Source organism: Dactylosporangium sp. NPDC050688, assembly GCF_040654515.1.
GTDB lineage: Bacteria > Actinomycetota > Actinomycetes > Mycobacteriales > Micromonosporaceae > Dactylosporangium.
In genome coordinates, this window is the sequence record NZ_JBFAIC010000011.1 from 106886 (window position 1) to 132665 (window position 25780).

Sequence of the window (25780 nt, forward strand, 5' to 3'; positions counted from 1 at the left end):
CCGCCCGCCCGGCTGACGCCCGCCCGGGTCGGGGCCGACCGCGAAGGCCCCGCGCGGCCGGGCTCAGGGCTGGTGCGCGGTCGCGCTGACCTTCTCGGCGGCCGCGGCCACCGAGCCGCGGGTCGCGGCGGCCAGGCCGGTCTGCTCGTGCAGCGACGCCTCCACCTCGCGCTGCGCGGCCGCGACCGAGCTGAGCCGGCGCGCGACCCCGCCGACCGCGTTCGCCGCCGCGGCCGCACCCGCGGTGACCTGCCCGACGGTCGTCTCGATCCGCCCGGTCGCGGCGGCGGTCTGCGCGGCGAGGTCCTTGACCTCGTTGGCGACCACGCCGAACCCCTTCCCGGCCTCACCGGCCCGGGCCGCCTCGATCGTCGCGTTGAGCGCCAGCAGCTTCGTCTGATCCGCCACCGCCTGGATGAGCCCGGCGACGGTGGCGATGTCGGCGATCGCGGTCTCCAGCTCACCGATGACGCTCCGCGCGTGGTTGGAGTCGCTGAGCGCCGCCTCGACGTCGTTGACCGCCTCGCGGACCGCACCGGTCATCCCGGCCAGCTTCTGCTCGAACGACTCCATCGCCGCCCCCGCGTCCGCGCCGAGCTGGACCCCGGCCTCGGCGACGTCGGCGAGGACGGTCTCCAGCCGGCGGCCGAGCCGCTCGCTGTGCGCGACCTGCTCGGCGGCGTTGCTCGCGGCCGCCTCCTCACGCCGGGTGGCGTCCTCGGCCGCGGCCCGCAGCGCCGCCTGGTTCTCGGCCGCGACCCGCGCCCGCTCCGCGTCGACCTCGGCCTCGGCGTTCGCGGCGAATCTCCAGTACGTCAGCTGCGTCAGGCACATCGCGATGACGAACCCCGCGTGCAGGAGCACGAACGGGATCGGATGGTCGCGGGCCTGCGGGTTGTTGAACAGCATCTGCGGCATCGCCGCCGCCACCACGAGATGGTGCGCGGCCACCAGCAGGACGGTGACCAGCAGCGTCGTCCAGTCCTGGTACAGGCTGACCAGCCCCACCACCACGAAGAAGTGGAAGTGCAGGTCGGTGAGGCCGTTGCCGGCGTGCACGAGCGCCGCGGCGGCCAGGACCAGCCCCGTCGACACCGCGATCGCCGCCGCGCGCCTGCTGCGGGCGACGCCGCCGGCGACCGCGCAGATCAGCACGCCCGCGTTCGCCGACCAGACGAGCCACGCCGCCCCGTGCGCATGCTCCCCGACGATCGAGTGGCCGTTCAGCACGCTGACGACCACGAGCACCGGCAGGTGCAGCACCAGCAGCAGTCGCAGCGCCCGGTGTCTGGACTGGAAGGCCGCGTCGCTCAGCCGCACGTGCGGCATGAGCCAGGCGAGGACTCCGGACATGGCGCTCGACGCTCCCTCTGGACGGTGGACCGGGGACCTGCATGTCGGCCCAACCGTCAATCGGCCGCCGGACGGCCGACCTGAAGGTGTTCGCCGCTCCGCCGAGATTGTTGACTTGCGGAATACTTGCAATGCAAGTACCGTTGCAGCAGGCGACACACCCGATCGGCCCTGGAGGCGTCAGATGCCCGCGATCACCGTCGACAACGTCCTTGCGCTGCCCCGCGTGTCCACCCCGGACCCGGTGTCGGCGCGTCCCCGCCCGGTGGTGTCCGTGACCACGGCGCCGAAGGGCTTCGAGGGTGAGGGCTTCCCCGTCCGGCGCGCGTTCGCCGGCGTCGACCTGCGCACCCTCGACCCGTTCATCCACATGGACCAGATGGGTGAGGTGGAGTATGCGCCGGGTGAGCCGAAGGGCACGCCGTGGCACCCGCACCGGGGGTTCGAGACCGTCACCTACATCATCGACGGCGAGTTCGTGCACAGCGACTCGCACGGTGGCGGCGGTGTCATCCGTGACGGCGACACGCAGTGGATGACCGCCGGCAGTGGCCTGCTGCACATCGAGACCCCGCCGGAGCACCTGGTGGTCAGCGGCGGGCTCTTCCACGGGTTCCAGCTGTGGGTCAACCTGCCCAGGGCGGACAAGTTCGCCGCCCCGCGCTACCAGGACATCCGCGGCGGCCAGGTGGCGCTGCTCAGCTCGCCCGACGGCGGGGCGCTGCTGCGGGTCATCGCGGGTGAGCTCGACGGCCACGCCGGGCCCGGCAACACCTACACGCCGATCACGATGATCCACGCGACGATCTCGCCCGGGGCGTCGCTGGCCCTGCCGTGGCGCAAGGACTTCAACGCGCTGGCGTACACCCTTGCCGGCAAGGGCAGCGTGGGCACCAAGGGCCGGCCGGTGGAGCTGGGCCAGCTCGCGGTCTTCGGGGAGGGTGACAGCATCACCGTCACCGCCGACGCGAAGCAGGACCCGCGTCACCCCACGATGGACGTGCTGTTCCTCGGCGGTAAGCCGATCCGGGAGCCCGTCGCGGCGTATGGTCCGTTCGTCATGAACACCAAGGCCGAGGTCGTGCAGGCGTTCGAGGACTACCAGGCCGGTCGGCTCGGCAGCATCCCCGCGGCGCACGCCGACGTTCGGGGAGAGGCGTCCTGAATGGACATCGCAGTCGTCGACAGCCCTGAGCAGCACCGCTTCGAGCTGCGGGTCGACGGCGAGCTCGCGGGTGCGGCCTACTACCGGCTGCACCCGGGCGAGATCGTCTTCACCCACACCGAGGTCGACAAGGCGTACGAGGGCAAGGGCCTGGGCAGCAAGCTCGCCGCCGGCGCCCTCGGCGCGGTGAAGGAGCGCGACCTGCGCGTCGTGCCGCAGTGCCCCTTCATCGCCGCCTACCTCAAACGCCACCCCGAGCTGGCGTAAGCACCACAGCCGGCGTCAGTCCAGCGCCGGCAGCCCGATCGGGTTCGGGTGGCGCAGCAGCCGCGACGCCTGGACCGCGATCGGGTGCAGCAGCTCCGCGCAGCGCGCCGTGGCGGCGGTCCCCAGGACCCGCCACGGCATCGCGGCGAGCGCGTCCGTGGTGGCCTCGACCGTGGTGCAGGCCGAACGCGCCGCCTCCGTCGCCCGCCCCGACGCGTCGACCCAGCCCCGCGAGCGCAGCCGGTCGGTGGCGGCGGCCCACTCCTCATCGGTCCAGCCCCGCGCCGGCTGGTAGAAGTCGCGCCCCTCACCGTCGCGCAGCGCGACCCGCCACACGTTGCACTCCACGCCGTCGAGCCCCTCGACCAGCAGCGCCGCCAGGTGGCCGTCGCCGCGGTGCTCGCGCAGCACGGTGGCCGCCTGCCACAGCACGCCCGCCGGGTCGTCCGGCCACGGCAGCATCGCGTTCGCCGCGCCCAGCACCCGGCCGGGCAGGTCGACCGCCTCCGCCGCGGCCCGCAACAGGCCGGCGGCCTCGGTGAGGTCGCCGTCCACCTGGCGCAGGACCCGCCGCGACCCCTCCAGCCGCGCGGCCAGCGCCGCCTCCGGGGTGATCCTGGTCCACACGTCCGGCAACGCCCGGGTCACCATCCGCGGCGCGAAGCCGTAGAACGCGGCGAGCACCGGCCCCGCCGGCACGGCGCCGAGCGGGGCGCTGCGGCCCGCGAAGTATCCCCGCCAGAAGCCGCGCAGTCCCGCGGCCTCGAACGCCGCGAGGGCGTCGGAGGCGAAGTAGGTGACCGCGTGGACCGGCTCGTACAGGCTCCACATGCGGCGCTCGATCGACAAAGCTGTCATGGACCTGACGATAGCCGCGAAAAGGCCCCCGGCGAACCGGGGGCCTTTCCTGCGATCCTGGTGCAGCGAGCGTTGTTACAGCGCCGGGTAGGCGTTGGCCATGAGCTCGCGGAACTGGGCCGCGAACCACTGGCCGGCGATCGGCGAGTTCGCCAGGGCGCCGGTCGGGTTGTTGCCGTTACGGTCGTTGCCCGTGTAGGTCGGGTCGCACATCCGGTCGAAGCCCTTGCCCTCGTCGTTCGGGATGACCTGGCTCGCGCCGTCCGACTCGCCCGGAGGCTTGATCCAGACGTAGGCGTCGATGCCCGGGGCCGGGGTCGCCCGCGGCCGCTCGCCGAGGCCCGCACCGGACTGGTTGCACCAGTTGCCGGCGTGCAGGCGCCGGTCGACGCGGGACTGGTTGACGAAGGTGTCCATGACGGTCGACGTGCTCGCCGCGGTCGGACGGCTGGCGCCGCCCCAGCCGTTGCGCGAGGTGTCGATCAGCATGCCGATGTTGCTGTTGAAGCCCAGCGAGACCAGCTTGTTGCGGAACGCCTGGGCGAAGGACTGCTCGTCGACGTAGTAGTTCCAGTCGACCCACTTGGACTGGCGGACCGACTGGCCGTTCACCGTGGTGTTGATGGTGAAGTACGGCTCGACCAGCGCGGAGTAGTTGGCGGTGTTGGTGATGAAGCCGTCGACGCTGGCGAAGCCGGCCGTGGTGCCCCGCACGGTGGAGGCGAACAGGTCCGCCGAGGGGCCGAAGTTCGAGTCCCAGCCGAGCCAGCCGTGGTGGCCGGCGTCGATGTAGGTGTACACGTTCGGGATCGCGTGCAGCTTGTTCAGCGCGTACTGGACGCCCTGGACGTAGGCGCCGCTGGACTTCGCCTCGGCGCAGGCCGCGAGGTTGGTGTTGGTGACGAGGTTCGGCAGCGAGTCGATCTCGACGATCGTCACGATGCGCAGGCTCGAGTACTTCGAGTCGCCCAGGATCGCGGCGATCGGGTCGATGTACTCGGTCTTGTACCGGTTGAGGCCGTCCTCCGAGATCTTCAGCTCACCGTTGGAGGCGAGCGCGGAGCAGTCCCGGTTCGGCAGGTTGTAGACGACGAACTGGATGGTCAGCGGGCCGCTGCCGGCCGCCTTCTGCGCCAGCGCGTCGTCGAGGTGCGCCCGGATGCCCCTGGCGCTGCTGGTGCCGTTGATGGCGGCGATGCGGTCGATCCAGACGCCGGTGGAGACCCCGGCGATGGCGGCGCCACCGTCGGCGCGGGCCTTGTCCGCCCAGTCCGCGTTCACGTAGCCGCGCGCCCCGCTGTACGGGTTGTCCACGTGACCGTCGGTCTGCCCGCCGGTGGTGACGGTGATCGAGGCCGCGTTGCTGGTGGTCGCGTTGCCGGAGTTGTCGGTCGCCTTGGCGGTCAGCGTGTAGTTGCCCACGGCGACGTTGCTCCAGGTGTACGCGTAGGGCGACGTGGTGTCGGTGCCCAGCAGCGTCGTGCCGTTGTAGAACTCGACCTTCGACACGGTGCCGTCGGCGTCCGCGGCGGTGGCGGTCAGGTTGACCGTGGCCGGAGCGGTGTAGCCGGAGCCGGTCGTCGGGCCGGTCAGGGTGACCGTCGGCGCGCCGTTGCCGCCGCCGTTGGTGACCGTGATCGGCACCAGGCCGCTGGTCGTGGACAGGCCGCCGTTGTCGTAGGCCTTGGCGGTGATGTTGTAGCTGCCCGCCGCGACACCGGTCCAGGTGTACGCGTACGGCGCGGCGTTATCGGTGCTCAGCAGCGTCGTGCCGTTGTAGAACTCGACCTTCGACACGGTGCCGTCGGAGTCCGCAGCGTTCGCCGTGATGCTGACCGAGGCGGGGGCGGTGTAGGACGCGCCGGCGGCCGGGCTGGTCACGCTGACGGTCGGGGCCACGTTGGTGCTGGTCCCGTCGCCGCAGGCGGTGCCGTTGAGCGTGAACGCCGTGGGCACCGGGTTGCTGGTGGTCCAGGTCCCGTTGAAGCCGAACGACACCGTGCCGTTGGCGGGCAGGTTGCCGTTGTAGCTCTCGTTCTTGGCGTTGACGTGGGTGCCGGTGATCGTCGGGATCGCCTGCCACATCTGCTGGATGCCCTGGCCGGCGACGAAGTCCCAGCCGAGGTTCCAGCTGGTCAGCGCGTCACCCTTGTTGGTGATCTCCACCGAACCACCGAAGCCGCCGGGCCACTGGTTGGTGACGGTGTACTTGACGCTGCAGCCGGCGGCGGCGAACGCCGGACTGTTGACGGCGATGATGCCGCCAGTTGCCGCTATCGCGGCGATCGAGACGATGGCGAGTTTCCGCCTCATCGATGCTCCTCAACTTGACGGGAGTTCGGGTCGTTCTGGCCCGGTCACCGTGCGCAGTGGCGTGGGTCACCGTCAAGGAAGGGTTGATCGAGCGGGCTCTGGACCTGGGAATCCCTGCTCAGGGGCGTGAAAGTTACCTTCATGTTAACCACTCCCGGATCGCCTGTGACGTCGCTCACGACCCTCAGGTGTACGGAACGGTTTCGTACTGACAATGGCGGGGAGTATGGTTCCGGTACGAAACGGTTCCGTACACCTGCGATCCAGGACTTGCGGAACCGGGCTCTGCGATCTAGGAAGTGGTCATGTCTCCCGCACCGAAGCCCGGCCGCCGCGAAGCGATCTGCGAAGCGGTCTTCGAGCTGCTCGGTGAGGTCGGATACGACCGCATGTCGATGGATGCCGTGGCGGCGCGGGCCCGCGCCAGCAAGGCCACCATCTACCGGGGCTGGCCGACCAAGCCCGACCTGGTGATGGACGCCTTCGAGCACCGGTTCGGCGGCTCGTTCGAGCCGCAGGACACCGGCACGCTGCGCGGCGACCTGATGGCACTGCTCACCGCGGCGTGCCAGGTGGTCAACAGCCCCGACGGCGACGTCATGACCGGTCTGCTGACCGCGGTCACCCGCAACCCGGAGCTGGCCGAGACGTTCCGCCGCTGTGTCTACGACGCGAAGCAGTCCGCCTTCGTCACCATCGTGCGCCGCGCGGTGGAGCGTGGCGAGCTGCCCGAGGGCGCCACCTCGGACCTGCTGCAGGAGGTCCTGCAAGCCATGGTGCTCAACCGGACCATGCGGCAGGAAGGGCCGCTCGACGAGTCCTTCGTGCACCGCGTCGTCGACCGGGTGCTGCTGCCCGTCCTGCGTCAGCCCATCTGACCTCGTCTTTCTCTCGCACCACCACGGCCCGTCCGTCCACCTGGGCGCGGTCTCGATCAACCATGCCTTGGGAGGCATCCGCTCATGTCGAACCAATCGGGGGGGACGGCCACCGCCACGGCGGGGGCCACGGCTGCGGTCGACCCGAAACGCTGGCTCGCGCTGTCGGTCATCGCCGTCGCGCAGCTGATGGTGGTGCTCGACGCCACCGTCGTGAACATCGCCCTGCCCTCGGCGCAGGAGGCGCTGCACATCTCCACGGCCGACCGGCAGTGGATCGTCACCGCGTACACCCTGGCCTTCGGCGGCCTGTTGCTGCTGGGCGGGCGGATCGCCGACTTCTTCGGCCGCCGCCGCACGTTCCTGGTCGGCCTGCTCGGCTTCGCCGGCGCCTCCGCGCTCGGCGGCGCCGCGGTCAACGCCGAGACCCTCTACGCCGCCCGCGGCCTGCAGGGCGCGTTCGGCGCGCTGCTCGCCCCGGCCGCCCTCTCGCTGATCACGGTGACGTTCACCGAGGCGAAGGAGCGGGCGAAGGCGTTCGGCGTGTTCGGCGCGATCTCCGGCGGCGGCGCCGCGATCGGTCTCATCGCCGGCGGCCTGCTCACCCAGTACGCCAACTGGCGCTGGACCCTCCTGGTCAACATCCCGATCGCGATCATCGCCTTCGTCGCGGCCCTGCCGGTCGTCCGGGAGAGCAAGGCCACCGGCGACACCCGGTATGACGTCCCCGGCGCCGTCCTGGCCACCATCGGTCAGGTCGCGCTCGTGTACGGCTTCACGAAGGCCGCGACCGACGGCTGGAGCTCCGGCGTGACGATCGGCTGGCTCGTGGCCGCCGGCGTGCTGCTCGCCGCGTTCGTCGTCTGGGAGTCGCGGGCCAAGCATCCGCTGCTGCCGCTGCGCGTCCTGTGGGACCGCAACCGGGGCACGTCCTTCCTGGTCTCGATCCTCGTCGGCGCGGGCATGCTCGGCATGTTCCTGTTCATGACCTTCTACCTGCAGCAGACGATGGGGTACTCGGCCCTCAAGAGCGGCGTCGCCTACCTGCCGTTCTCCGCCGGCATCATCGTCGCGGCCACCCTCGCGGCCCGCTTCCTGCCCCGCGTCGGCCCCCGGGTCATCATGTCGGTCGGCGGCGTCCTGGCCACCCTGGCCATGATCTGGCTGACCCGGCTCGACCTGCACTCCGACTACGTCGTGGACATCCTGCCCGCGTTCATCGCGATGAGCCTCGGCATGGGCCTGGTCTTCGTGCCGCTGAGCAGCGTCGCGCTGACCGGCGTGGCCAACCACGACGCCGGCGTCGCCAGCGCGCTGGTCAACACCACCCAGCAGGTCGGCGGCTCGCTCGGCACGGCCCTGCTCAACACCATCTTCACCACGGCCGTCACCGGCTACCTGACCAGCCACGAGGCGTCGCCGCTCGGCCAGGCGAGGGCGGCGATCCACGGGTACAACGTGGCCTTCACCGCCAGCGCCGTGCTGCTCGGCGTGGCCGCGCTGCTGGTGGTGCTGTTCATCCGCCGCACGCCCGCCGACGCCGGCCGCACGTCGGAGCAGGAGCAGGTGCCGGTGCTGGTGCACTGACGCCGGTGACCTCCCCGCGGCGCACCCGCGTCGCGGGGATCTCCTGCTCAGCGCTGTCCGACCGGTGTACGTCCAGTGCCCCGCCGGGCGTGGTGGGGGGCGTTCAGGCCGGCGGTGCGGTGCTCTCGCGCACGATGAGGTCGGCGGGGATCAGCAGGTGGTCCGGCGTGGGCGCGGCGCCGGCGCGGGTCTCGGCGATCGCCCGGGTCAGCGCGGCGGCCGCGGCCCGCCCCTTCGCCAGCACGTCCTGGCGGACCGTGGTCAGCGGCGGCCGCATCCGCGCGGCGAGCGGGCTGTCGTCGAACCCGACCACCGACAGGTCCTCGGGGACCCGCAGCCCCAGGTCGTGCGCCGCCTGGACGACGCCCTGCGCGATCGCGTCGGAGAAGCACAGCACCGCGGTCGGCCGGGGGTCGGCCTCGAGGATGAGCCGGGCGCCGTCGTAGCCGTCCTCGGGCCGCCCGTGCGCCAGCCGCGCCACGAGCGGGGTGATGCCCGCCGGGGTCAGCGCGTCCAGCCAGCCGAGGATGCGCTGCTGTGCCACGTACCCGTCGATGGCCGCGGCACCCTCGTCCGCCGCGGCGCCGGGGATGACCGACCCGACCGGCAGCAGGCCGTGGGCCCCGCGCACGCCGCTGGTCACCACGGCGACGCGCCGGTGACCGAGGTCCACGAGATGCTGCGCGGCGGCGCGGGCGCCGGGCCGGTCGTCGACGTTGACGCTGGGGATGCCGTCGGCCGGCACCTGGTCGATGAAGACCAGCGGCAGCCGGCGCCGGATCAGCCAGTCCACCGCCGACGAGCCCGGGTCGCAGGAATACACCATCGCGCCGTCCATCGCCACGTCCCTCGCGGGGACGACGTCGTCGCGGTCCGTGGCGGTCAGCAGGGTCAGGCCCAGCCCCGTCGGGGTGAGCTCCTCCGCGATCGCCCCGAGGAACGTCGTGGCCACCTCGTCGTTGAACGCGTCGCGCAGCGACTCCGTCAGCAGCACCCCGACCGCACCGGTCGTGCCCCGCGCGAGGGCGCGGGCCGCCGGGTCGGGCCCCACGTAGCCGAGCTCCGACGCGACGGCCAAAATCTTGTCCCGCAACGTGGGGGAGAGCTGGTCGGGCCGGGAAAAGGCGTTGGAGACGGTCATCCGGCTCACGCCGACCTGGTCGGCGATCGTCTGCAAGGTGACCCTTGCCATCGCTCCTCCTCGCCATCGTCGAGCGGGCCCGTCCCGCCGAACCACCGGGACCCGACGACGATATCGCGCTGCGGCGTCCCGGGCCTCACTCGCCGCCGTGCTGCGCGTCCTGAGAGCCTCACGCGCCGCCGTGCCGCGGCGCCGGACCCGCGGTTCAGCGGGCCGGGCTGCACGCGGGGGTCGGGGCGACCGCGTCGGCGGCCCGGTGCAGCGACGCGGCGAGCGCCGTGCGCACCTGCCGGACCCTGGGGCGCCGGACACCCCGCAGCGGCGCGGCGGGCGCGACCGTCGGCGCGTTGGGCATCGCGCTGCGGACCTCGTGGGCCATCGCCTTCTGGGAGACGATCATCGCGAAGGGAAACATGGCCGGACCTCCTCGAACCTGGCGCCTGCCGGTGCAGCGCCTATACCGGTACAGTAGACCGTGCGACTGTACCGGTCAAGAGGCGGTGTCGGGCGTCACTTGCGGCGCACTGCCGTCCTCCCGTTTGACCTTTTGCGCCCCGGCGTCCTCCGGGCGGCCGCCGCCCGCGCCGCGGCCGACGTGCGGTGGAACCACCAGGCCGCCACCCCCGCGAGCGCCGCGACGCCCAGCAGGTACCAGACCCAGGTGTAGGACGCCTGCGCCGCGGCGGGCGCCGCCGCCGGGCTCGCCGCGGCCGGCGGCGGCGCACAGACGATCTCCTGCGCGGCCCCGTCGGCCGCCACGTGCAGCGTCCCCTGGCACCGCCCGATCGCCGGCGTGCCCATCTCGGCCACGACCGTCCAGTCGCCCTCGCCGAGCGTGCCCGCGTACGTCAGCGCGTCCCCGTTGCGCTTCAGCCCGGCCGGCCCTTCCCGGCGCCCGTCGGCGGTCGTCGCGAGCAGCGTGATGCCGACCGCCTCGGTGACCGGATGGCCGTCCTGCCAGGTCGCCGTCACCCACACCGAACCCCGGCCGTCACCGTGCAGCGTGAGGATGACACCGTCGTGCGCCCCGGCCGGCGCCGCCGTGCCGAGCACGAGCGCCGCCACCGCACCGGCGACCAGGCCGGCGGCGGTCACCGCCCGCCGCATGGATGCCGCCGCGGCCCGGCGCCACGAGGGCGCCGGGCCGCGGCTGGTTGCGGGCTGGTTCACGTGCGCTGCGGGATCCAGCTCTGGTACTTGGCGCCGCTCGGCTTCTGCAGGACGAGCAGCCGGCTGCCGAAGTACTCGTTGTTGCCGACGCCGACGACCAGGCCGCTCGCGGTCTGGAGCGACACGCCGAACTCCGTCTTGGTCAGCGTCCACTGCAAGGCCTTCGCACAGTCACCTTGTACCAGGGTCGCACCCGCGGTGTCCTTGTCGCCCGTGGTGGTGACGCAGGCGTTCGTCGCCTTCGAGCGGACCACGTACGTGCCGCCGGCCGCCGGCTCCAGCTTCCACTGCTGGTTCGCGCCGCCGTGCCGCTGGTAGATGATGATGGGCGTACCGGCCGCGCTGCGGGCACCGAAGACGTCCGCGACGCCGCCGGTCAGGCTGTTGCCGAACACCATCCACGTGCCGGCCGTCGCTGCGGGCGCGGCCGTCGTGTGCACCTTGACGGTGGTGGTCCACGGGGTCAGGGTGCTGTTCTGCGCGAGCGAAACCCCGATCTGGTAGTCGGTGTCGGGGCGCATGCCGACGATCCGGACGTTGGTCGAGCGGACCTGACCGATGGACCGTCCGTTGAGCACGACCGCGTACCGGCTGCCGGCCGCGGCCGCGTCCCAGGACAGCCGCACGGAGTTGGCGGTGACGTCACTGACTCGCAGCTCCTTGAGCCCGGTCGGCGGCTTCGTCGGGGTCGGCGTCGGCGACGCGGTCTTCGTGGGCGACGCCGACGGCGTGACCGACTTCGACGGCGAGGGGGACACGGTCTTCGACGGCGTCGGCGACGCGGTCTTCGTGGGGGACGCCGTGGGCGACGGCGGCGGAGGCGTCGTGCCACCGGGGCCCGCGATCAGGAACTGGTTGTTGGCCACGTTCCAGTTGTTCGCGAGGTAGCTGCCGGGGCTCGGGTTGGTGTTGTAGTAGTCGTCGTGGTTGCAGTCCATCCGGTTCTCACCGGCCCGGTCGGTGCAACCGGTCCGGACCGACGTCTTCAGACCGCCCGAGTCGTTGTAGCACATGATGTCGTACTCATCGAGGCAGTGCCCGGCCTTGCTGGAGTTCGGCGCGTTGTTGTTCACCGCACCGAGGTTGTGCCCGAGCTCGTGCGCGGCGACGCTGGCCGCCCAGCAGCCCGAGTCGCTGCGGCCGTAACCGGGGCCGCCGTTGCTGCGGTTGTTCACGCCCGGCTGGGTGTCGCCGGCGAAGGTGCCGATGCCGCAGTACACCTTCGATTCACCGAAGATCATGTATTTGCGGTCGGTCCTGTTGTACCCGAGTGCCTTCAACCCGTTGATGGTCGCGTCGAACGTGTTCAGGCCACCCGCGGGCAGCTCGACCTCGCGCACGTCGACCTTGCAGTCGGCGGTCGTCACGAAACGGACGTGCCGCTCGCCGCCGGTCTCCTTGGCGCTGGTGTTGTAGATCGCGTCGACGCCGGCGCTCCAGGTGCGGAAGCTCTCCAGGTACTGGTTGAACCGGCTCGCCGTGTTGGCGTCGCGCACGTACAGCACCTGCACGCGCTTGCCGGACACGCCGTCGCCGTCGCAGGCCACGCCCGACGCGCCGATCGTGTACCCGACGGCGGTGTCGCCGGCCGCCTCCGGTACCAGGGCGAAACCACCCTCGGAGGAGACGGACCCGTCCGCGGCGGTGACGGTCTGCTCCAGCGGGGCGGCCGCCGTGTCGGACTCGGGGACGACCTGCGTGGGCCCGGCCGCCGTGATCGGATCGACGTTGCCGCGCACGGTCAGGCCGACCGGCGGGACGTCAGGGCCGTGGCTGCACTGGCCGCGCTCGGCGACCTGGTACCCGCCGACACACGGGTCACCTTTCTTCGCCGGCGTCAGACCCTGGTACACCAGGCCGAGCTCAGGGTTGTCGGCCGGAACGCGACTGATCGCGGCCGGCCCTTTCTCGTTGAACAGGCTGTCGATGGCGCCGGGCCCGGCGATCGCCGCACCCGTGCCGAGGACCGCGACCGCGACAGTCACGGCAACACGGTGCAAGACTCGAGACACGCTCGGTTCCTCCGGAGGGGGAAAAGGGCGCGCGGCGAGGACGGGCACAGGGCAGAGGTACCCGTCCCCGCCGCGCGCGGGACGGCCGGCCTTCGAGGGTGGCAAGGCGGGTGAGTGCCGGTCCGTCCACGTGGGAACGGGGAGACCATAGCGATCCGTCAACGTGCCGTTCCAGCCCAAACGACCCAATTAAGGGACTCATAACCGAGACTTGTGGCGGCCCTACGCCACCTGGCTGCTTTACCGCGCGAGCTGATGCGGGCACCCCGGTGTTGGACTTCCCAACCAAAACCCCCAGGCGAACGCTCCGCGTTCGCACACATACGGTCAGGTGGCGACGCGTATCGCCGGCAGGAGACCGCCCCCGGCGGCGTGGGGAGCGACGTGCGGCGTCCGGCAGTGCGCGGACCTCAGGGGGCGGCTTTGCCCCGGCGGCTGCGGCGTTCGTTCGGCTCCCGGGACAGCCGGCCGACCAGCCCGAACCGGCTCTGCGGCGGCTGTTCCTTCGGCGCCGGGTCGGCGTCCGCCATCACGATGACCACGCTGGCGCCGCCGAGGGTGGCGGACGTGCCGATGTTCACGGTGCCGTTGCCCTCCACCGCCACCCGGCGCACGATGTCCAGGCCCAGGCCCGTGGAGCCCTGCCCGCTCTCGCCGCGCTGCAGTGCCAGCTCCGGGTCGGGGATGCCGGGGCCGCCGTCCTCCACCCTGAGCACGACGTACCCGTCGTCCCGGCGGGTGACGGCCACCTCGAAGGGGACGCCTTGTGGGGTGTACCGGATGACATTGCCGATCAGGGCGTCCAGTGCGGCGGCGAGCTCGCTCTTCGCGACGTGGACCGGGGCCGGGGCGTCGGTGCCGATCGCCGTGCACTCGCGCTCCTGGTCGCCGGCGACGGCGGACCAGAACATCATCCGGTCCCGCACGACCTCGGCGACGTCGCAACCCTGCTCGCCGGTGGACGCGGCGGCGCCGTCGCTGCGTTCGCCGCGGTCCGGGGTGGGGGAGTGCGCGTCGATCGGCTCGCGCATCGCGCGGATCAGCTTGTCGATCTCGACCTCGAGCGCGGCGATGGCGTCGCGGATGCGGTCGGCGTCCTGGCTGTCGCCGAGGGTCTCCGCGTCCAGCCGCAGCGCGGTCAGCGGGGTGCGCAGCCGGTGCGACAGGTCCGCGACCAGCTCGCGCTCGTTGGTCAGCAGGGCCATGATGCGATCGGCCATCACGTTGAGCGCGAAGCTCGCCTCGGCCAGCTCGCGCGGGCCCGACGGGTCCAGCCGCACGTCGAGGTACCCCTCGCTGAGCGCGCCCGCGGCGCCGGCGAGCTGGCGGGCCGAGGCGGTCACCTTCGCGGCGAGCCGGTCGCCGACCCAGACCGAGGCGATGACCAGCCCGACGGCGACGGCGGTCAGGGCCCACCAGGCGCCGCTGACCCCGTCGGACAGCTCGTCCTCAGGGATGAAGACCTCGACGACCGCCGTGCGGCCCGAGCCGACGTCCACCGGCTCCAGGTACGACAGCCCGCCGCCGACGGTCGCGGTCACCGGCGCGGCCTGGTCGGCGGCGCGGGCGAGGTCCTTGGCGGCGGCGTGCCCGGTGCCGATCTCGAGGCCCTCCTCGCCGAGGTTGTGCACCGAGACGCGGCTGACCGCGGGACCGCCGGTGCTGGCGATGGCCCGCTCGATCGCCAGGGGGTCGGTGGTCACGGTGAGGACCGCCACGACCACGGCGGTCTGGCGTTCGGCGTCGGCGAAGGCACGCTCGCGGGCGAGCTGCTGCACGACCAGCCCGAGCGGGATCAGGAACGCCAGGGCCACCATCGTGGTGACCGCGGCGCAGACATAGGCGAGGGTCCGCCTCAGTCCGGGGCCGCGAACCTGAAGCCCACGCCCCGCACGGTGTGCAGGTATCTGGGCGCCGAGGCGCTCTCGCCAAGTTTCCGGCGTAGCCAGTACAGATGCACGTCGATCGTCTGGTCCTCGCCCACTGAGGGTTGCCGCCATACCTCCTCCAACAGCTCACGGCGTGAGACCACCCGTCCGGGACGGGCGGCGAGGTACGCCAGCAGGTCGAACTCTTTGCGGGTCAGCGTCAGCGGCTCGCCGTGCAGGTGCGCCTGGCGTTGTCCGATGTCGACACGCAAGCCTCCCACCTCGATGGCGGTGGGTTCCTCGCGGCTCGCCCGGCCGGTGCGGCGCAGCACGGAGGTCATCCGGGCGTCGAGGTGGGCGGAGGTGAACGGTTTGATCATGTAGTCGTCGGCGCCGGCCTTGAGCAGCCGCACGATCTCCGCCTCGTCGTCCCGGGCGGTGGCGATGATGATCGGGGTGTCCGCGATGCCACGCAGCATCCGCAGGGCGTCGGCGCCGTCCAGGTCGGGCAGCCCGAGGTCGAGCACGACCAGGTCCGGCGTCTCGGCGGCGAAACGCCGTAACGCCTCCAGCGCGGTGCCGACCGCGTGCACCGTGTGACCCCGGTCGGTCAGGGAGCGCAGCAAGGCGCCCCGCACGACATGGTCGTCCTCAACCAGCAGCACCGTGGCCATGCGAAGAACATACGTCCTGGCGCAAGTGGCAGCCCCCGCGGTCGATGGACGATTCCGACATGTCCCCGTTTTTCCACGGCGGCCATCGTACGTTCGCCGAGACTTCCGTTCGTACGGGCACCAACGGATGGCCGGGTGCCGTGCAGCGCACGGACGCGGCGCCCGGCGCGCCCGCGCCTCATGGCTGATCGTCGAGGAGCCGCCCGATCACCTGCAACGCCTGTTCCACGTCCGGCTCGCCGTCGGCGATGGCGTCGGCGTAGAGGAAGCTCTCGCCGATGCGTACCAGGACGAACGCCAGGGTCCGCACGTCCATCCTCGGGGTGAAGGCGCCCGCCGCGATCTCCTCCTGCAGGAGGCCCTCCAGGTGCGCGCGGACGCCCGGCTGGACGATGCCGTGCTTCGAGGTGAGGATGCGCAGCGCCGCCTCGGGCTCGGCCGCGAGGAAGTGCCGCAGGCTGGGCTGCTCGATGACGCCGGCGAGGAAGTTGCCGATCACGGCGACGATCCGGTCGGCGCCCCGCCGCCCCTCGGCCGCCTTCACGGCCCGCTGCTGGCTGCGCTGGGTGAGCTGCCACAGCACCTGGCCCAGGAGCTGGTCGCGGCTGCCGACGCGCCGGTACAGGGTGGCCCGGCCCATGCCGAGTTCGGCCGCGAGCGAGCGCATGTCGATCCGGCGCCGCTCCAGGAACCGCCGCATGGCCGCGTCGAAGATCTCGTCGTGCGGCATGCCAGGCACGCTACACGCCTTGAGACAGATCCTGAACTGTCTCGGTGGTGAGATCGGCGGGGTCGGTGTTCGCGCCGCACAGCACGACGGCGATCCGTCCCCACTCGCCGCCGGCCCGCAGCTGCTCCATCCCCGCGAACGCCGCCGCCGCACCCAGCTCGACCACGATCCGGTGCTCCGCCCACAGTCTCCTTCGGGCCCGCACGATCGCGTCGTCGTCGACGAGCATGCTGCGCACCCCGTGGCGCACGGCCGACTCGAAGGCGATCGTCCCGACCCGGCGGGCGCCCAGCGAGTCCGCGGCGACGCTGTCCACCGCGACGTCCACGGGACGACCCGCGGCGAGGGCCGCATGCAGCGTCGGCGCACCGGCCGGCTCGACGGCGACCACCCGCATCCGGTCCCCGGCGGCCGCCGCGATGCCGCCGACCAGACCGCCGCCGCCGGTGGCGACCAGGACCGTGTCGACGTCGGGCAGCTCCAGGGCGAGGGTGCCCTGGCCGGCGACGATCTCGGGCTGGTCGTAGGCGTGCACGAACAGCGCCCCGGTCTCCGCGACCCGGATCGTCGAGGCGGCGTACGCCTCCGCGTACTCCCGGCCGTGCTGGTGCACCACGGCGCCGAGCTCCCGCAGCCGGCGCACCTTCACCGCCGGCGCGACCCGCGGCACGAACACCTCGGCCGGGATGCCGAGCCGCGCCGCCGCGAACGCCACGGCGAGCCCCGCGTTGCCGCCGGACGCGGCGACGACCCCGGCCGCCGGCAGCTCGCCCGACTCCCGGGCGGCGAGGATCCGGTTGAACGCCCCGCGGGGCTTGAACGAGCCGCTGTGCTGCAGCAGCTCCAGCTTGACCCAGAGCCCCGGCGCCACCTCGATCGACGGGGTGCGCCGCACGTACCCGTCGATCCTGCGGGCGGCGGCCTCGACCTCACCCCTGTCGACCATGGGCCCACCCTACGTCCCCCGCGCCGGCCGGCCGTCCGCCCGCCGGTGTCGGTGCCCGGGTGTCAGACCCCGCCGCGCCCCTCGCCGGCGGCGAACCGGGCGGCGCCACCCGCCGCGCCGGCGCGCAGGGACGCCACGCCGTAGCCGTGCTCGACCGCGAGCGCGTCCGGCAGGGGCCGGCCGAGGGACCCGTACACCGACAGGCGGTCGTTGCGCAGGCAGTCCTGCGGCAGCGCGGCGAGCGTGGCGGCGAGGGCCTCCGCCGCCGGCCGGGACCCGCCGGGCGGCACGACCCGGTCGGCGAGGCCGATGCGGTGCGCCTCCTGCGCGTCGACCGGGCGGCCGGTCAGGATCAGGTCGAGGGCGCGGCCGACCCCGATGAGCTGCGGCAGGCGGACCGTGCCGCCGTCGATCAGCGGTACGCCCCAGCGCCGGCAGTACACGCCGAACGTCGCGGTCTCCTCCACGACCCGCAGGTCGCACCAGATCGCCAGCTCCAGGCCGCCCGCGACGGCGTGCCCGGCGACCGCGGCGATCACGGGCTTGCCCAGGCGCATCCGGGTCGGGCCGAGCGGTCCGTCGCCGCCGGCCTCGACGCGGTTGCCGTCGCCGGCCGCGACCGCCTTCAGGTCGGCGCCGGAGCAGAATGTGCCGCCCGCGCCCCACAGCACCGCGACCGCGGCCGTGTCGTCGGCGTCGAACTGCCGGAACGCGGCCGCGAGCCGCTCCGCGGTGTCCCGGTCGACGGCGTTGCGGGTCTCCGGCCGGTCCAGCACGACCGTCCACACCGGACCGGACCGTTCGATGCGCACACTCATGCCAGCCAGTGTCGGCCACCACGAGGACGGCCGCGCCCGAACCCCTCACCTGGGGCAGGGCGCGGCCGTGGCGGCGCGTGCGGCGCCGGACGCGGGACCGCTCAGCGCCGGCGGCCGCGGCGGTAGCTGCCGTACCGGGTGTGCCAGGTGCCCGCGCCGGCCAGGTGCAGGGCGACGCACAGGAACCCGGCCAGGCTCAGCGTCCCCACGTCGAGCACCGGCCCGGCGTCGGCACCGAACAGGTCCATCAACAGCGCGACAGCGAACAGGATCGCGGCGATCACAGCGAACACAACGGCCTCCTTCGTAGTGACCGCTGGGTACCCAACCGCCGTGAAACCTAATCGACGCCGTCGATGCCGAGCAGGTCCGCCAGGGCGGCCCGGCCGGCCGGGGTGACCCGTACCGCCCGGCCGGATCCGATCCGCGCGACCCAGCCGCGCGTCAGGAACCGCTCGCACAGCCGCGCCCCGGCGACCCCGGCGAGGTGTGGCCGCCGCTCCGTCCAGTCCAGGCAGGCCCGTGCCACGGGGCGCTTCCCGCCGTCCAGGTCCAGGCCCTGCGCGGCCATCCACGCCAGACCCGCCTGCGTCAACGCGAACCCGCCCGCCTGGTCCAGCAACCCGCGCGCCGTCAACGCATCCGTCACCGCCACCCCGAGCCGCCCGGCGAGATGGTCGTAACAGGTCCGCCCGCGGGCGAGGGCCGCCGAAGCCGTCGCCGCCCGCAACCCGGCCGGCCGGGCCACCTGCGGCGGCAGCCGCGCCGACAGGTCCTCCAGCAGCGCGGCGACGGAGGCGTCGGCGAGGCGGACGTACCGGTGCCGCCCCTGCCGCTCCTCGGCCAGCAGCCCGCCGGCGGTCAGCCGGTGCAGGTGCTGGGTCGCCGTCGACCGTGCGACGCCGGCGTGGCGGGCCAGCTCCCCGGCGGTCCACGCGCGCCCGTCGAGCAGCGCCAGGCACATCGCGGCCCGCGTCTCGTCGGCCAGCAGCGCGGCGAACTGTGCGAGCGAGGACGGTGCGGTCACAGGTCCATTGTCCGCCTCGTCGGTTCGTCGGGTACCGAACGGTCCCGGCCCTACGGTCTGGCCATGCACACGATCGACGACCCCGATGACGCCCTCGCCGTGCTCCACGACCCCGGTTTCGTGGTCCCGCCGGTGCCCGCCGCCGCGCACGGCGTCGCCTGGCTGCGCGCGAGCGTCGGCCGGTTCAGCGGCGGTGCGGCGTACCCCCGCCGCCGCGCCCTCAGCGAGTCCCTGCTGTCCACAGTGGACCCCGCGGCGCTGCGCGCGGCCGCCGCGTCGTCCCCGTACGCCCACCCCGTGCGGCTGCTGTGCGCCGCGCTCGGCCTGGACCCCTCCCCGGGGACGACCGACGCGGTCCGCGTGGTGGCCGCCGCGTACCAGCCGGGCACAGGCGACGAGCCCGCCGCCGACGCCGCCGTGCAGGTGCTGATCGCCGCGTGCGGCGGCACCGCCGACGAGACCACCGCCGCGCGGATCGGGCTGCTGGTGCAGGCCTGCGACGCGACCGCCGCGCTGATCGCCCGCGCCCGCGACGCCGGCCTGGACACCGCCCTGCGCGACACGCCGCCGGTGGCCGCCACGAAGCGCATGGCCACCCGCCCGTCCGACGTCGGCGCGGCCCGCGTCGCGCCGGGCGAGGTGGTGAGGGTCAGCCTGCACGGAATCCCGTTCGGCGCCGGGCCGCGCAGGTGCCCGGGCCGCGCCCACGCGCTGGCCCTCGCCGAGGGGGCGCTGAGCGCAACCGTAGGCGAAGGGGTCGACGGCGGTGAGCGGTCGTGAGCGACTTCCGGTCACTGCACCGCGCCGGGGCGCCGCTCGTCCTGCCCAACGCCTGGGACGTTGCGTCCGCCCGGATGCTGATGAGGGCCGGCTTCCCGGCGGTCGGCACGACGAGCCTCGGGGTCGCCGCCGCGAACGGGTTGCCGGACGGGCAGGACGCCACCGCCGCGGACTCGTTGCGGCTGGTACGCAGGATCGCGGGGCTGGGCTGTCACGTGAGCGTCGACATCGAACGCGGCTCCGTCGGCGCGGCGGTCGCGGTCGCGGCGGCCGGGGCGGCGGGGATCAACGTCGAGGACGCGATGGGGCCGGTCGAGCGGCAGGTGCGGCTGATCCGGCAGGTGAAGCGGGAGGCGCCCGGGTTGTTCGTCAACGCCAGGACCGACACGCACTGGCAGCGGGCCGGTGAGGTGGGGGAGGCGTTGCGGCGGGTGCGGGCGTACGCGGACGCCGGGGCGGACGGGGTCTTCGTGCCGGGGTTGCGTGCGCCGGCGGACATCGAGGCCGTCGTCCGTGGGGTGGGTGTGCCGGTCAACGTGCTGCACGAGCCGTGCGGGCCGGCGGTCGCCGAGCTGGCCGCGCTGGGGGTGCGGCGGGTGAGCACCGGATCGCTGCTGTTCCGGGTGGCGCTCGCCGCGGCCGTGGGGGCGGCCCAGGCGGTCCGCGACGGTGCCCCGGTGGATGGTGCGGGCCTGCCGACGTACGCGCAGATCGCCGCCAGCGGATGACGCGCCACCCGGCCGGCGGCCAGTGAGCACCGTCAGGTCAGCGGGGCCGACGACTCCCGGTGCACCAGTGTGGCCGCCGCCGGCTCCACCCGCGGGGTCCGCGCCCTGTCCTCCAAGGCCAGCGTCATCGCCCTGGCGCCCATCTCCGTCAGCGGCAGCCGCACCGTCGTCAGGGCCGGCGTCACGTCCCGCGCGATCGGCATGTCGTCGAAACCGACCACGCTCACCTGCTGCGGCACCGCGATGCCCCGCTCGCGCAGGACACTGAGCGTGCCGACGGCCATCGAGTCGTTGAGCGCCACGATCGCCGTCAGGTCGGGGGAGTCGTCCAGCAGGCGGCGGGTCGCCTCGGCGCCGCTGTCGCGGTCGAAGTCGGCGAAGACGATGCGCCGTGGGGGCAGGGTGCGGCCGTACTGGCGGGCGGCGCGGCGCAGGCCGGCGAGCCGGTCGGTGGTGGTGGTCAGCACCTTCGGGCCGGCGATGACGCCGACCTTGCGGTGGCCGCCGCCGAAGACCTCGACGCCGGCGAGGTGGCCACCGTCGGCGTTGGCCGGCATGACGGCGTCGCCGGGCAGCTCGTGCCGGCCGATGACGCTGACCCTGCCGCCGGTGCGGGTGTACGCGGCCAGCTTGCCCGTCAGCGCCTTGGTGAACGCGGGGTCGTGGTAGCCGGAGCCGGCCAGGATGATCGCCGCGACCTGCTGGGCCCGCAGCAGCTCCACGTACTCCAGCTCCCGGGCCGGGTCGCGGTAGCTGTTGCAGATGATGACGAGCCGGCCCGCCGCGGTGGCGACCTGCTGCAGGCCGCGGGTGATCTCGGCGAAGTACGGGTCGGACACGTCGTGCACGATGACGCCGACCGCGGTGCGCTGGGCCCTGGCGAGGAACTGGGCGTGTGCGTTGGGCACGTACTGCAGCTCGTCGACGGCGCGCAGCACCCGCTCGCGCAGCTCGTCGGTGACGAGTTTCGTGCTCCCGCTGATGATCCGCGAGGCGGTCGCGGGCGACACCCCGGCACGGCGGGCCACGTCGGCGAGCGTCGCCATCGTCCGCCTCCTTCCATTGACTCGTTCGCAGCATACGGGTTAGCGTCGACATGACCAGAGGAAAGCGTTTTCCTGGCGTGGAAGAGGCGGTGACGGCGGTGGTACGGGACCAGATGCCCGCAGCGGTCGGAATCTCCCGGTTGTCCGTCTACGACTCGGTGGCTCCGGACGGGCTGCTCGGCGGGACCCCGCACATGCACCTCACCTGTTCGGAGGGGTACGTGGTGACCGCCGGCGAGGGCCTCGTGCAGACGCTGTCCGGCGAGGGGTACCGCGAGACACCCCTGCGCACGGGCACCGTCGCCTGGTTCCCGCCCGGCACGATCCACCGCCTCGTCAACCGGGGCGGCCTGCAGATCGTGGTGGTGATGCAGAACAGCGGCCTGCCTGAGGCCGGCGACGCGGTGCTGACGTTCCCGCCCGGCGTGCTCGCCGACCCCGCCGCCTACGCCGAGGCCACGGCGCTGCCCGAGGGCGGGGTGCCGGGCACCGACCTGGGTGCCGCGTTCCGCCGCCGCGACCTGGCCGTCACCGGGTTCCTGGCGCTGCGCGAGAGCGGCCCCGACGGCCTCGCCGCGTTCCAGGCCGCCGCAGCCCGGCTGGTCGCACCTAAACTGCCCGGCTGGCGCGAGCGGTGGGAGCGCGGCGCGCTCCGGGCCGCGCTGGAGACGGGCCGGCAGATCGACGCGCTCGCCGCCGGCGACGCGGGTCATCTCGGCCGGGGCGGCATCTCGGTGCTGCCCGCGCCGAGCGAACACGGCAGGCACGGCATGTGCGGCCTGCTCGACACCTACCACGCCACCGCCGCGTGAGCAGCCTGAGGAGTCCCGTTGTCCCGCATCCCGATCGGTATCGTGCTGAACGGCGTCACCGGCCGCATGGGGTACCGCCAGCATCTGGTCCGCTCCCTGCTCGCCATCCGCGAGCAGGGCGGCCTGCCGTCGCGTGACGGCTCGCTGATCTGGCCGGAGCCCGTCCTCGTCGGCCGCAACGCCGGCAAGCTCGCGCAGCTGGCGCAGCAGCACGGGCTGACCGAGTGGACGACCGACCTCGACGCCGCGCTCGCCCGCCCCGATGTGCAGATCTACTTCGACGCGCAGGTGACCCAGCAGCGGGAGAAGGCGATCCGCGCCGCCATCGACGCAGGCCTGCACGTCTACACCGAGAAGCCCCTCGCCGAGGACACCGACGCCGCGGTCGCGCTGTGCCGCGCCGCGCGGGCCGCCGGCATCAAGCACGGCGTGGTGCAGGACAAGCTGTTCCTGCCGGGGCTGCGCAAGCTCAAGCGCCTCATCGACGGCGGCTTCTTCGGCCGGATCCTGTCGGTGCGCGGCGAGTTCGGCTACTGGGTGTTCGAGGGCGACTGGCAGGCCGCGCAGCGCCCCTCGTGGAACTACCGCGCCGCCGACGGCGGCGGGATCGTCGTGGACATGTTCCCGCACTGGCAGTACGTGCTGGAGCAGCTGTTCGCCCCGATCCGCTCCGTGCAGGCGACCATCGCGACCCACATCCCGTCCCGCGTCGACGAGGCCGGCCAGACGTATGAGGCGACCGCCGACGACGCCGCGTACGGCACGTTCGAGCTGGAGGGCGGCATCGTCGCACAGATCAACTCGTCCTGGGCGGTGCGGGTCCGCCGCGACGAGCTGGTCGAGTTCCAGGTCGACGGCACCCACGGCAGCGCCGTCGCCGGCCTGCGCGAGTGCCACATCCAGCACCGGGGGACCACCCCGAAGCCGGTGTGGAACCCGGACCTGCCGGTCACCGAGCCGTTCCGCGCCCAGTGGCAGGCGGTGCCGGACAACGAGCCGTTCGACAACGGCTTCAAGGTGCAGTGGGAGCTGTTCCTGCGGCACGTCGTGGACGGCGCCGGCTTCCCGTGGGACTTCGCCGCCGGCGCCCGCGGCGTCCAGCTCGCCGAGCTCGGCCTGCAGGCCGCCCGCGAGGGCCGCCGCATCGAGATCCCGGCGCTGGACCTGTGAGCGCCGACCCGAGGCTCGAGCGGTTCTCGCTGAACCAGGCCACGACGAAGCGCTGGCCGGTCGACGAGACGGTCGACGGCTGCGTCAAGCAGGGCGTCACCCAGCTCGGGCTGTGGCGGGACCAGGTGGACACGTTCGGGCTCGAACGGACCGCCGCCCTGGTCCGCGCGGCCGGCATCACCGTCACGACCCTGTGCCGGGGCGGGTTCTTCACCACGCCCGGCTGGTTCGACGACAACCGCCGCGCCATCGACGAGGCGGCGGCCCTGCAGGCGCCGGTGCTCGTCCTCGTCAGCGGGGGGCTCCCCGGCGGCAGCAGGGACCTGGACGCGGCCCGCCGCACCGTGGGTGACGCGATCGGTGAGCTGGTCCCGCATGCCGAGGCCGCCGGGGTACGCCTGGCGATCGAGCCCCTGCACCCGATGTTCGCCTCGGACCGGTGCGTCGTGTCGACGCTGTCCAACGCGCTGGACCTGGCGGCGCCGTTCCCGCCGTCGGCGGTGGGGGTGGCCGTGGACACGTACCACCTCTGGTGGGACGACCAGGTCTGGAAGCAGCTCGCCCGGGCCGGCGCCGAGGGCCGGATCGCCTGCTTCCAGGTGGCCGACTGGATCACCCCGCTGCCGGAGGGCGTGCTGCTCGGCCGCGGCCTGCCGGGCACCGGCTGCGTCGAGCTGCGCCGCTTCCGCGAGGCGGTCGACGCGACCGGGTACACCGGCCCGATCGAGGTCGAGGTCTTCCACGAGGCGGTCTGGTCCCGCCCCGGCGCGGACGTGCTGGCCGAGTCGATCGAGGGATACCTGACGCACGTGCTCTGAGCCGTGCAAGGCGGCGGCACCCCGCGGCGGGGTGCCGCCGCCGCTGCTTCAGGGAATCTGATTGCCGTCGGCGCCCGGATCGGCGGGTGCCGTCGTCGTCGGCGGTGGGGTCGTCGGATCGGTCGTCGGCGGCGCGCTGGCCGGCGCGGACGACGGCGGCATCGTCGGCTCGCTGATCGTGGGGATCACGGTCGAGGTCGCCGACGGGACCCCGGAGGCCGTGGGCGGCACCAGCGGGCCGTTGGTCGGGTTGCCCGCGTCGGTCGTGGCGCCCGGGTTGGGGCGCTGGAGGCCGGTCTGGTTCGGGTTGGGCGCGGGCGACAGTTTGGTGCCGACCTCGTCGCCGCTGGTGCTGCCGCGGTGGGTGCCGGGGTCGGACTTGCCGCCCATCATGTCCGACGTGGTCTCGGCGGCGGCGAAGACCAGCGCCAGAGCCATCGGCACGGCGATCGCCATCGAGGTCACCCGGCGGCGCGACATCTGGGTCGAGCCGCGCAGCCAGCGGCGCTGCGCCGGCAGCGGCGCCGCGTCGAGGTCGTCGATGGCCAGGCCGAGCAGCAGCTGCCGGGCGTCGGGCCGGTCCAGGGGGTCGCGGCTCAGCGCGGCGGCGACCAGCTCGCGCACGGGGTCGGGGATGCCGCTGAGGTCGGGCTCGCCCTCGAGGATCTTCCAGGCGCGGGCCGCGGCCTCCTCACCGCCGTAGGGGTGGCGGCCGGTGGCCGCGAACGCGACCAGGCAGCCCCACCCGAAGATGTCCATGGCGGCCGTGGGCTCCTCGGCGCGCAGCTGCTCCGGGGAGGCCCAGCCGAGGCTGCCGACGATGTTGCCGGTGCCGGTGATGTCGCTGGCGGCGTCCATCGCGCGGGCGATGCCGAAGTCGATGATCCGGACCCCACCGAGAGTGACCATGAGGTTGCTCGGCTTGAGGTCGCGGTGCACCAGCCCGACGTTGTGGATCGCGGCGAGCGCGGCCGCGACGCCGAGTGCGACGCTGTGCAGCATCGCCGGGTCGAGCGGGCCGTCGTCGGCGACGAGCCGGGACAGCGGGATGCCCTCGAGATACTCGGTGACCAGGTAGGGCCGGTCCTCGTGCGTCCCGGAGTCGAGCACCCGGGCGGTGCAGAAGCCGGGGACCCGCTGCGCGGCGCGGACCTCGCCGGCGAAGCGGACCCGGAACCGGGGGTCGCGCGCGAGGTGCGCGTGGACCAGCTTCACCGCGACGCGGGAGCCGTCGGGGGACTGCGCCAGGTAGACCGTGCCCATGCCGCCGACGCCGAGCTGACCGATCAGCCGGTAGTCGTCGATGCGGATCGGGTCGTTGTTGTTGAGGTCCCCGACGGCGGCGCGACGTGCCGGCGCGGCCGAGCGCAGCGGCAGGTCCGGCGTGCCGGACTCGCCGGCGCCGTCGTGCGTGCCTGCCTCGGTCATCGGGGTCCTTCCAGCCACTCGGCACAGGTCTTATGCAGTCTGATCCGTCCACCGCGAGATGAAAAGACCACCCTGGATGCAACCCTTGTGCCCGTTCGGGCACATCTGCACCGGACGGCATCCGCGCATGGTGCCTCGACACTAGTCGAGATGTGCACGGACGTCCGCGCCGGAGGTCACACCTGTTGACC

Annotated in this window: 25 protein-coding genes; 9 read left to right on the plus strand and 16 right to left on the minus strand. The window is 73.3% G+C overall.

Annotated elements, in window-relative coordinates; genetic code table 11:
- Positions 1 to 63: 63 nt before the first annotated feature.
- A complete protein-coding gene (locus tag AB0H83_RS13680) occupies positions 64 to 1353 on the minus strand; it encodes a methyl-accepting chemotaxis protein (RefSeq protein WP_360091972.1) in 1290 nt (429 codons plus the stop codon).
- A gap of 184 nt (positions 1354 to 1537) precedes the next feature.
- Here AB0H83_RS13680 and AB0H83_RS13685 point away from each other — a divergent pair, with 184 nt between their 5' ends.
- A complete protein-coding gene (locus AB0H83_RS13685; RefSeq protein ID WP_360091975.1) occupies positions 1538 to 2518 on the plus strand; it encodes a pirin family protein in 981 nt (326 codons plus the stop codon).
- Entirely contained in the window at positions 2519 to 2785 is a 267-nt protein-coding gene (locus tag AB0H83_RS13690) for a GNAT family N-acetyltransferase (RefSeq protein ID WP_033363401.1), read from the plus strand.
- A gap of 15 nt (positions 2786 to 2800) precedes the next feature.
- Here AB0H83_RS13690 and AB0H83_RS13695 read toward each other — a convergent pair whose 3' ends face one another.
- Positions 2801 to 3643: a hypothetical protein gene (locus AB0H83_RS13695; protein WP_360091978.1), complete on the minus strand. Its 843-nt coding sequence runs from the start codon at positions 3641 to 3643 to the stop codon at positions 2801 to 2803.
- 75 nt (positions 3644 to 3718) lie between these two features.
- Positions 3719 to 5956: a glycoside hydrolase family 6 protein gene (locus AB0H83_RS13700; RefSeq protein WP_360091981.1), complete on the minus strand. Its 2238-nt coding sequence runs from the start codon at positions 5954 to 5956 to the stop codon at positions 3719 to 3721.
- A gap of 305 nt (positions 5957 to 6261) precedes the next feature.
- On the opposite strand from AB0H83_RS13700, the gene AB0H83_RS13705 reads away from it, so the two are divergent.
- Both AB0H83_RS13705 and AB0H83_RS13710 read left to right on the plus strand, forming a co-directional pair.
- A complete protein-coding gene (locus AB0H83_RS13705) occupies positions 6262 to 6834 on the plus strand; it encodes a TetR/AcrR family transcriptional regulator (RefSeq protein WP_360091984.1) in 573 nt (190 codons plus the stop codon).
- Positions 6835 to 6918: 84 nt separating this feature from the next.
- The gene (locus AB0H83_RS13710) at positions 6919 to 8421 is read left to right on the plus strand and encodes an MFS transporter (protein ID WP_360091987.1); all 1503 of its coding nucleotides are present in this window, start codon (positions 6919 to 6921) and stop codon (positions 8419 to 8421) included.
- Positions 8422 to 8524: 103 nt separating this feature from the next.
- Here the strand turns inward: AB0H83_RS13710 and AB0H83_RS13715 are convergent, their stop codons facing one another.
- From AB0H83_RS13715 to AB0H83_RS13765, 11 genes are all read right to left on the minus strand, one after another.
- Positions 8525 to 9613 (minus strand): LacI family DNA-binding transcriptional regulator, encoded by a 1089-nt coding sequence (locus AB0H83_RS13715; protein ID WP_360091990.1) that lies wholly within the window; start codon positions 9611 to 9613, stop codon positions 8525 to 8527.
- A gap of 154 nt (positions 9614 to 9767) precedes the next feature.
- A complete protein-coding gene (locus AB0H83_RS13720; RefSeq protein ID WP_360091993.1) occupies positions 9768 to 9977 on the minus strand; it encodes a hypothetical protein in 210 nt (69 codons plus the stop codon).
- A 95-nt stretch (positions 9978 to 10072) separates the two neighbouring features.
- Positions 10073 to 10732: a hypothetical protein gene (locus AB0H83_RS13725; RefSeq protein ID WP_360091996.1), complete on the minus strand. Its 660-nt coding sequence runs from the start codon at positions 10730 to 10732 to the stop codon at positions 10073 to 10075.
- On the minus strand, positions 10729 to 12717 hold the full coding sequence (locus tag AB0H83_RS13730; protein ID WP_360091999.1) for an RICIN domain-containing protein: 1989 nt from the start codon (positions 12715 to 12717) through the stop codon (positions 10729 to 10731). Before AB0H83_RS13730 ends, AB0H83_RS13725 begins: the two co-directional genes overlap by 4 nt.
- 437 nt (positions 12718 to 13154) lie before the next feature.
- The gene (locus AB0H83_RS13735) at positions 13155 to 14561 is read right to left on the minus strand and encodes a HAMP domain-containing sensor histidine kinase (RefSeq protein WP_360092002.1); all 1407 of its coding nucleotides are present in this window, start codon (positions 14559 to 14561) and stop codon (positions 13155 to 13157) included.
- A gap of 38 nt (positions 14562 to 14599) precedes the next feature.
- Positions 14600 to 15286, minus strand: a complete 687-nt coding sequence (locus AB0H83_RS13740) for a response regulator transcription factor (protein ID WP_033363396.1) — start codon at positions 15284 to 15286, stop codon at positions 14600 to 14602.
- Positions 15287 to 15464: 178 nt separating this feature from the next.
- Positions 15465 to 16016, minus strand: coding sequence for a QsdR family transcriptional regulator (locus tag AB0H83_RS13745; RefSeq protein WP_360092006.1), 552 nt, complete (start codon positions 16014 to 16016; stop codon positions 15465 to 15467).
- Positions 16017 to 16026: 10 nt separating this feature from the next.
- Positions 16027 to 16962, minus strand: coding sequence for a threonine/serine dehydratase (locus AB0H83_RS13750; protein ID WP_360092009.1), 936 nt, complete (start codon positions 16960 to 16962; stop codon positions 16027 to 16029).
- Between the two features lie 62 nt (positions 16963 to 17024).
- Entirely contained in the window at positions 17025 to 17780 is a 756-nt protein-coding gene (locus AB0H83_RS13755) for a crotonase/enoyl-CoA hydratase family protein (protein ID WP_360092012.1), read from the minus strand.
- A 101-nt stretch (positions 17781 to 17881) separates the two neighbouring features.
- Positions 17882 to 18073, minus strand: a complete 192-nt coding sequence (locus AB0H83_RS13760; RefSeq protein ID WP_360092015.1) for a hypothetical protein — start codon at positions 18071 to 18073, stop codon at positions 17882 to 17884.
- A 47-nt stretch (positions 18074 to 18120) separates the two neighbouring features.
- Positions 18121 to 18807 carry a winged helix-turn-helix domain-containing protein gene (locus tag AB0H83_RS13765; RefSeq protein ID WP_360092018.1) on the minus strand — a complete coding sequence of 229 codons (687 nt, stop codon included), beginning with the start codon at positions 18805 to 18807 and terminating at the stop codon, positions 18121 to 18123.
- 63 nt (positions 18808 to 18870) lie between these two features.
- Between AB0H83_RS13765 and AB0H83_RS13770 the strand changes: the two genes are divergently transcribed.
- Positions 18871 to 19587, plus strand: a complete 717-nt coding sequence (locus AB0H83_RS13770; protein ID WP_360092021.1) for a hypothetical protein — start codon at positions 18871 to 18873, stop codon at positions 19585 to 19587.
- Positions 19584 to 20315 (plus strand): isocitrate lyase/phosphoenolpyruvate mutase family protein, encoded by a 732-nt coding sequence (locus AB0H83_RS13775; protein ID WP_360092024.1) that lies wholly within the window; start codon positions 19584 to 19586, stop codon positions 20313 to 20315. Before AB0H83_RS13770 ends, AB0H83_RS13775 begins: the two co-directional genes overlap by 4 nt.
- A 32-nt stretch (positions 20316 to 20347) precedes the next feature.
- Here the strand turns inward: AB0H83_RS13775 and AB0H83_RS13780 are convergent, their stop codons facing one another.
- The gene (locus AB0H83_RS13780) at positions 20348 to 21361 is read right to left on the minus strand and encodes a LacI family DNA-binding transcriptional regulator (RefSeq protein ID WP_360092027.1); all 1014 of its coding nucleotides are present in this window, start codon (positions 21359 to 21361) and stop codon (positions 20348 to 20350) included.
- Positions 21362 to 21411: 50 nt separating this feature from the next.
- Between AB0H83_RS13780 and AB0H83_RS13785 the strand changes: the two genes are divergently transcribed.
- Genes AB0H83_RS13785 through AB0H83_RS13795 form a run of 3 tightly spaced genes read left to right on the plus strand, consistent with a single transcriptional unit; the run spans position 21412 to position 24161 of the window.
- Entirely contained in the window at positions 21412 to 22173 is a 762-nt protein-coding gene (locus AB0H83_RS13785; protein ID WP_360092030.1) for a cupin domain-containing protein, read from the plus strand.
- 18 nt (positions 22174 to 22191) lie between these two features.
- A complete protein-coding gene (locus tag AB0H83_RS13790) occupies positions 22192 to 23343 on the plus strand; it encodes a Gfo/Idh/MocA family oxidoreductase (RefSeq protein ID WP_360092033.1) in 1152 nt (383 codons plus the stop codon).
- Positions 23340 to 24161, plus strand: a complete 822-nt coding sequence (locus tag AB0H83_RS13795; RefSeq protein ID WP_360092036.1) for a sugar phosphate isomerase/epimerase family protein — start codon at positions 23340 to 23342, stop codon at positions 24159 to 24161. Before AB0H83_RS13790 ends, AB0H83_RS13795 begins: the two co-directional genes overlap by 4 nt.
- A gap of 48 nt (positions 24162 to 24209) precedes the next feature.
- On the opposite strand, the gene AB0H83_RS13800 is transcribed toward AB0H83_RS13795, so the two are convergent.
- Positions 24210 to 25589, minus strand: coding sequence for a serine/threonine-protein kinase (locus AB0H83_RS13800; protein ID WP_360092039.1), 1380 nt, complete (start codon positions 25587 to 25589; stop codon positions 24210 to 24212).
- Between the last annotated feature and the right edge of the window lie 191 nt (positions 25590 to 25780).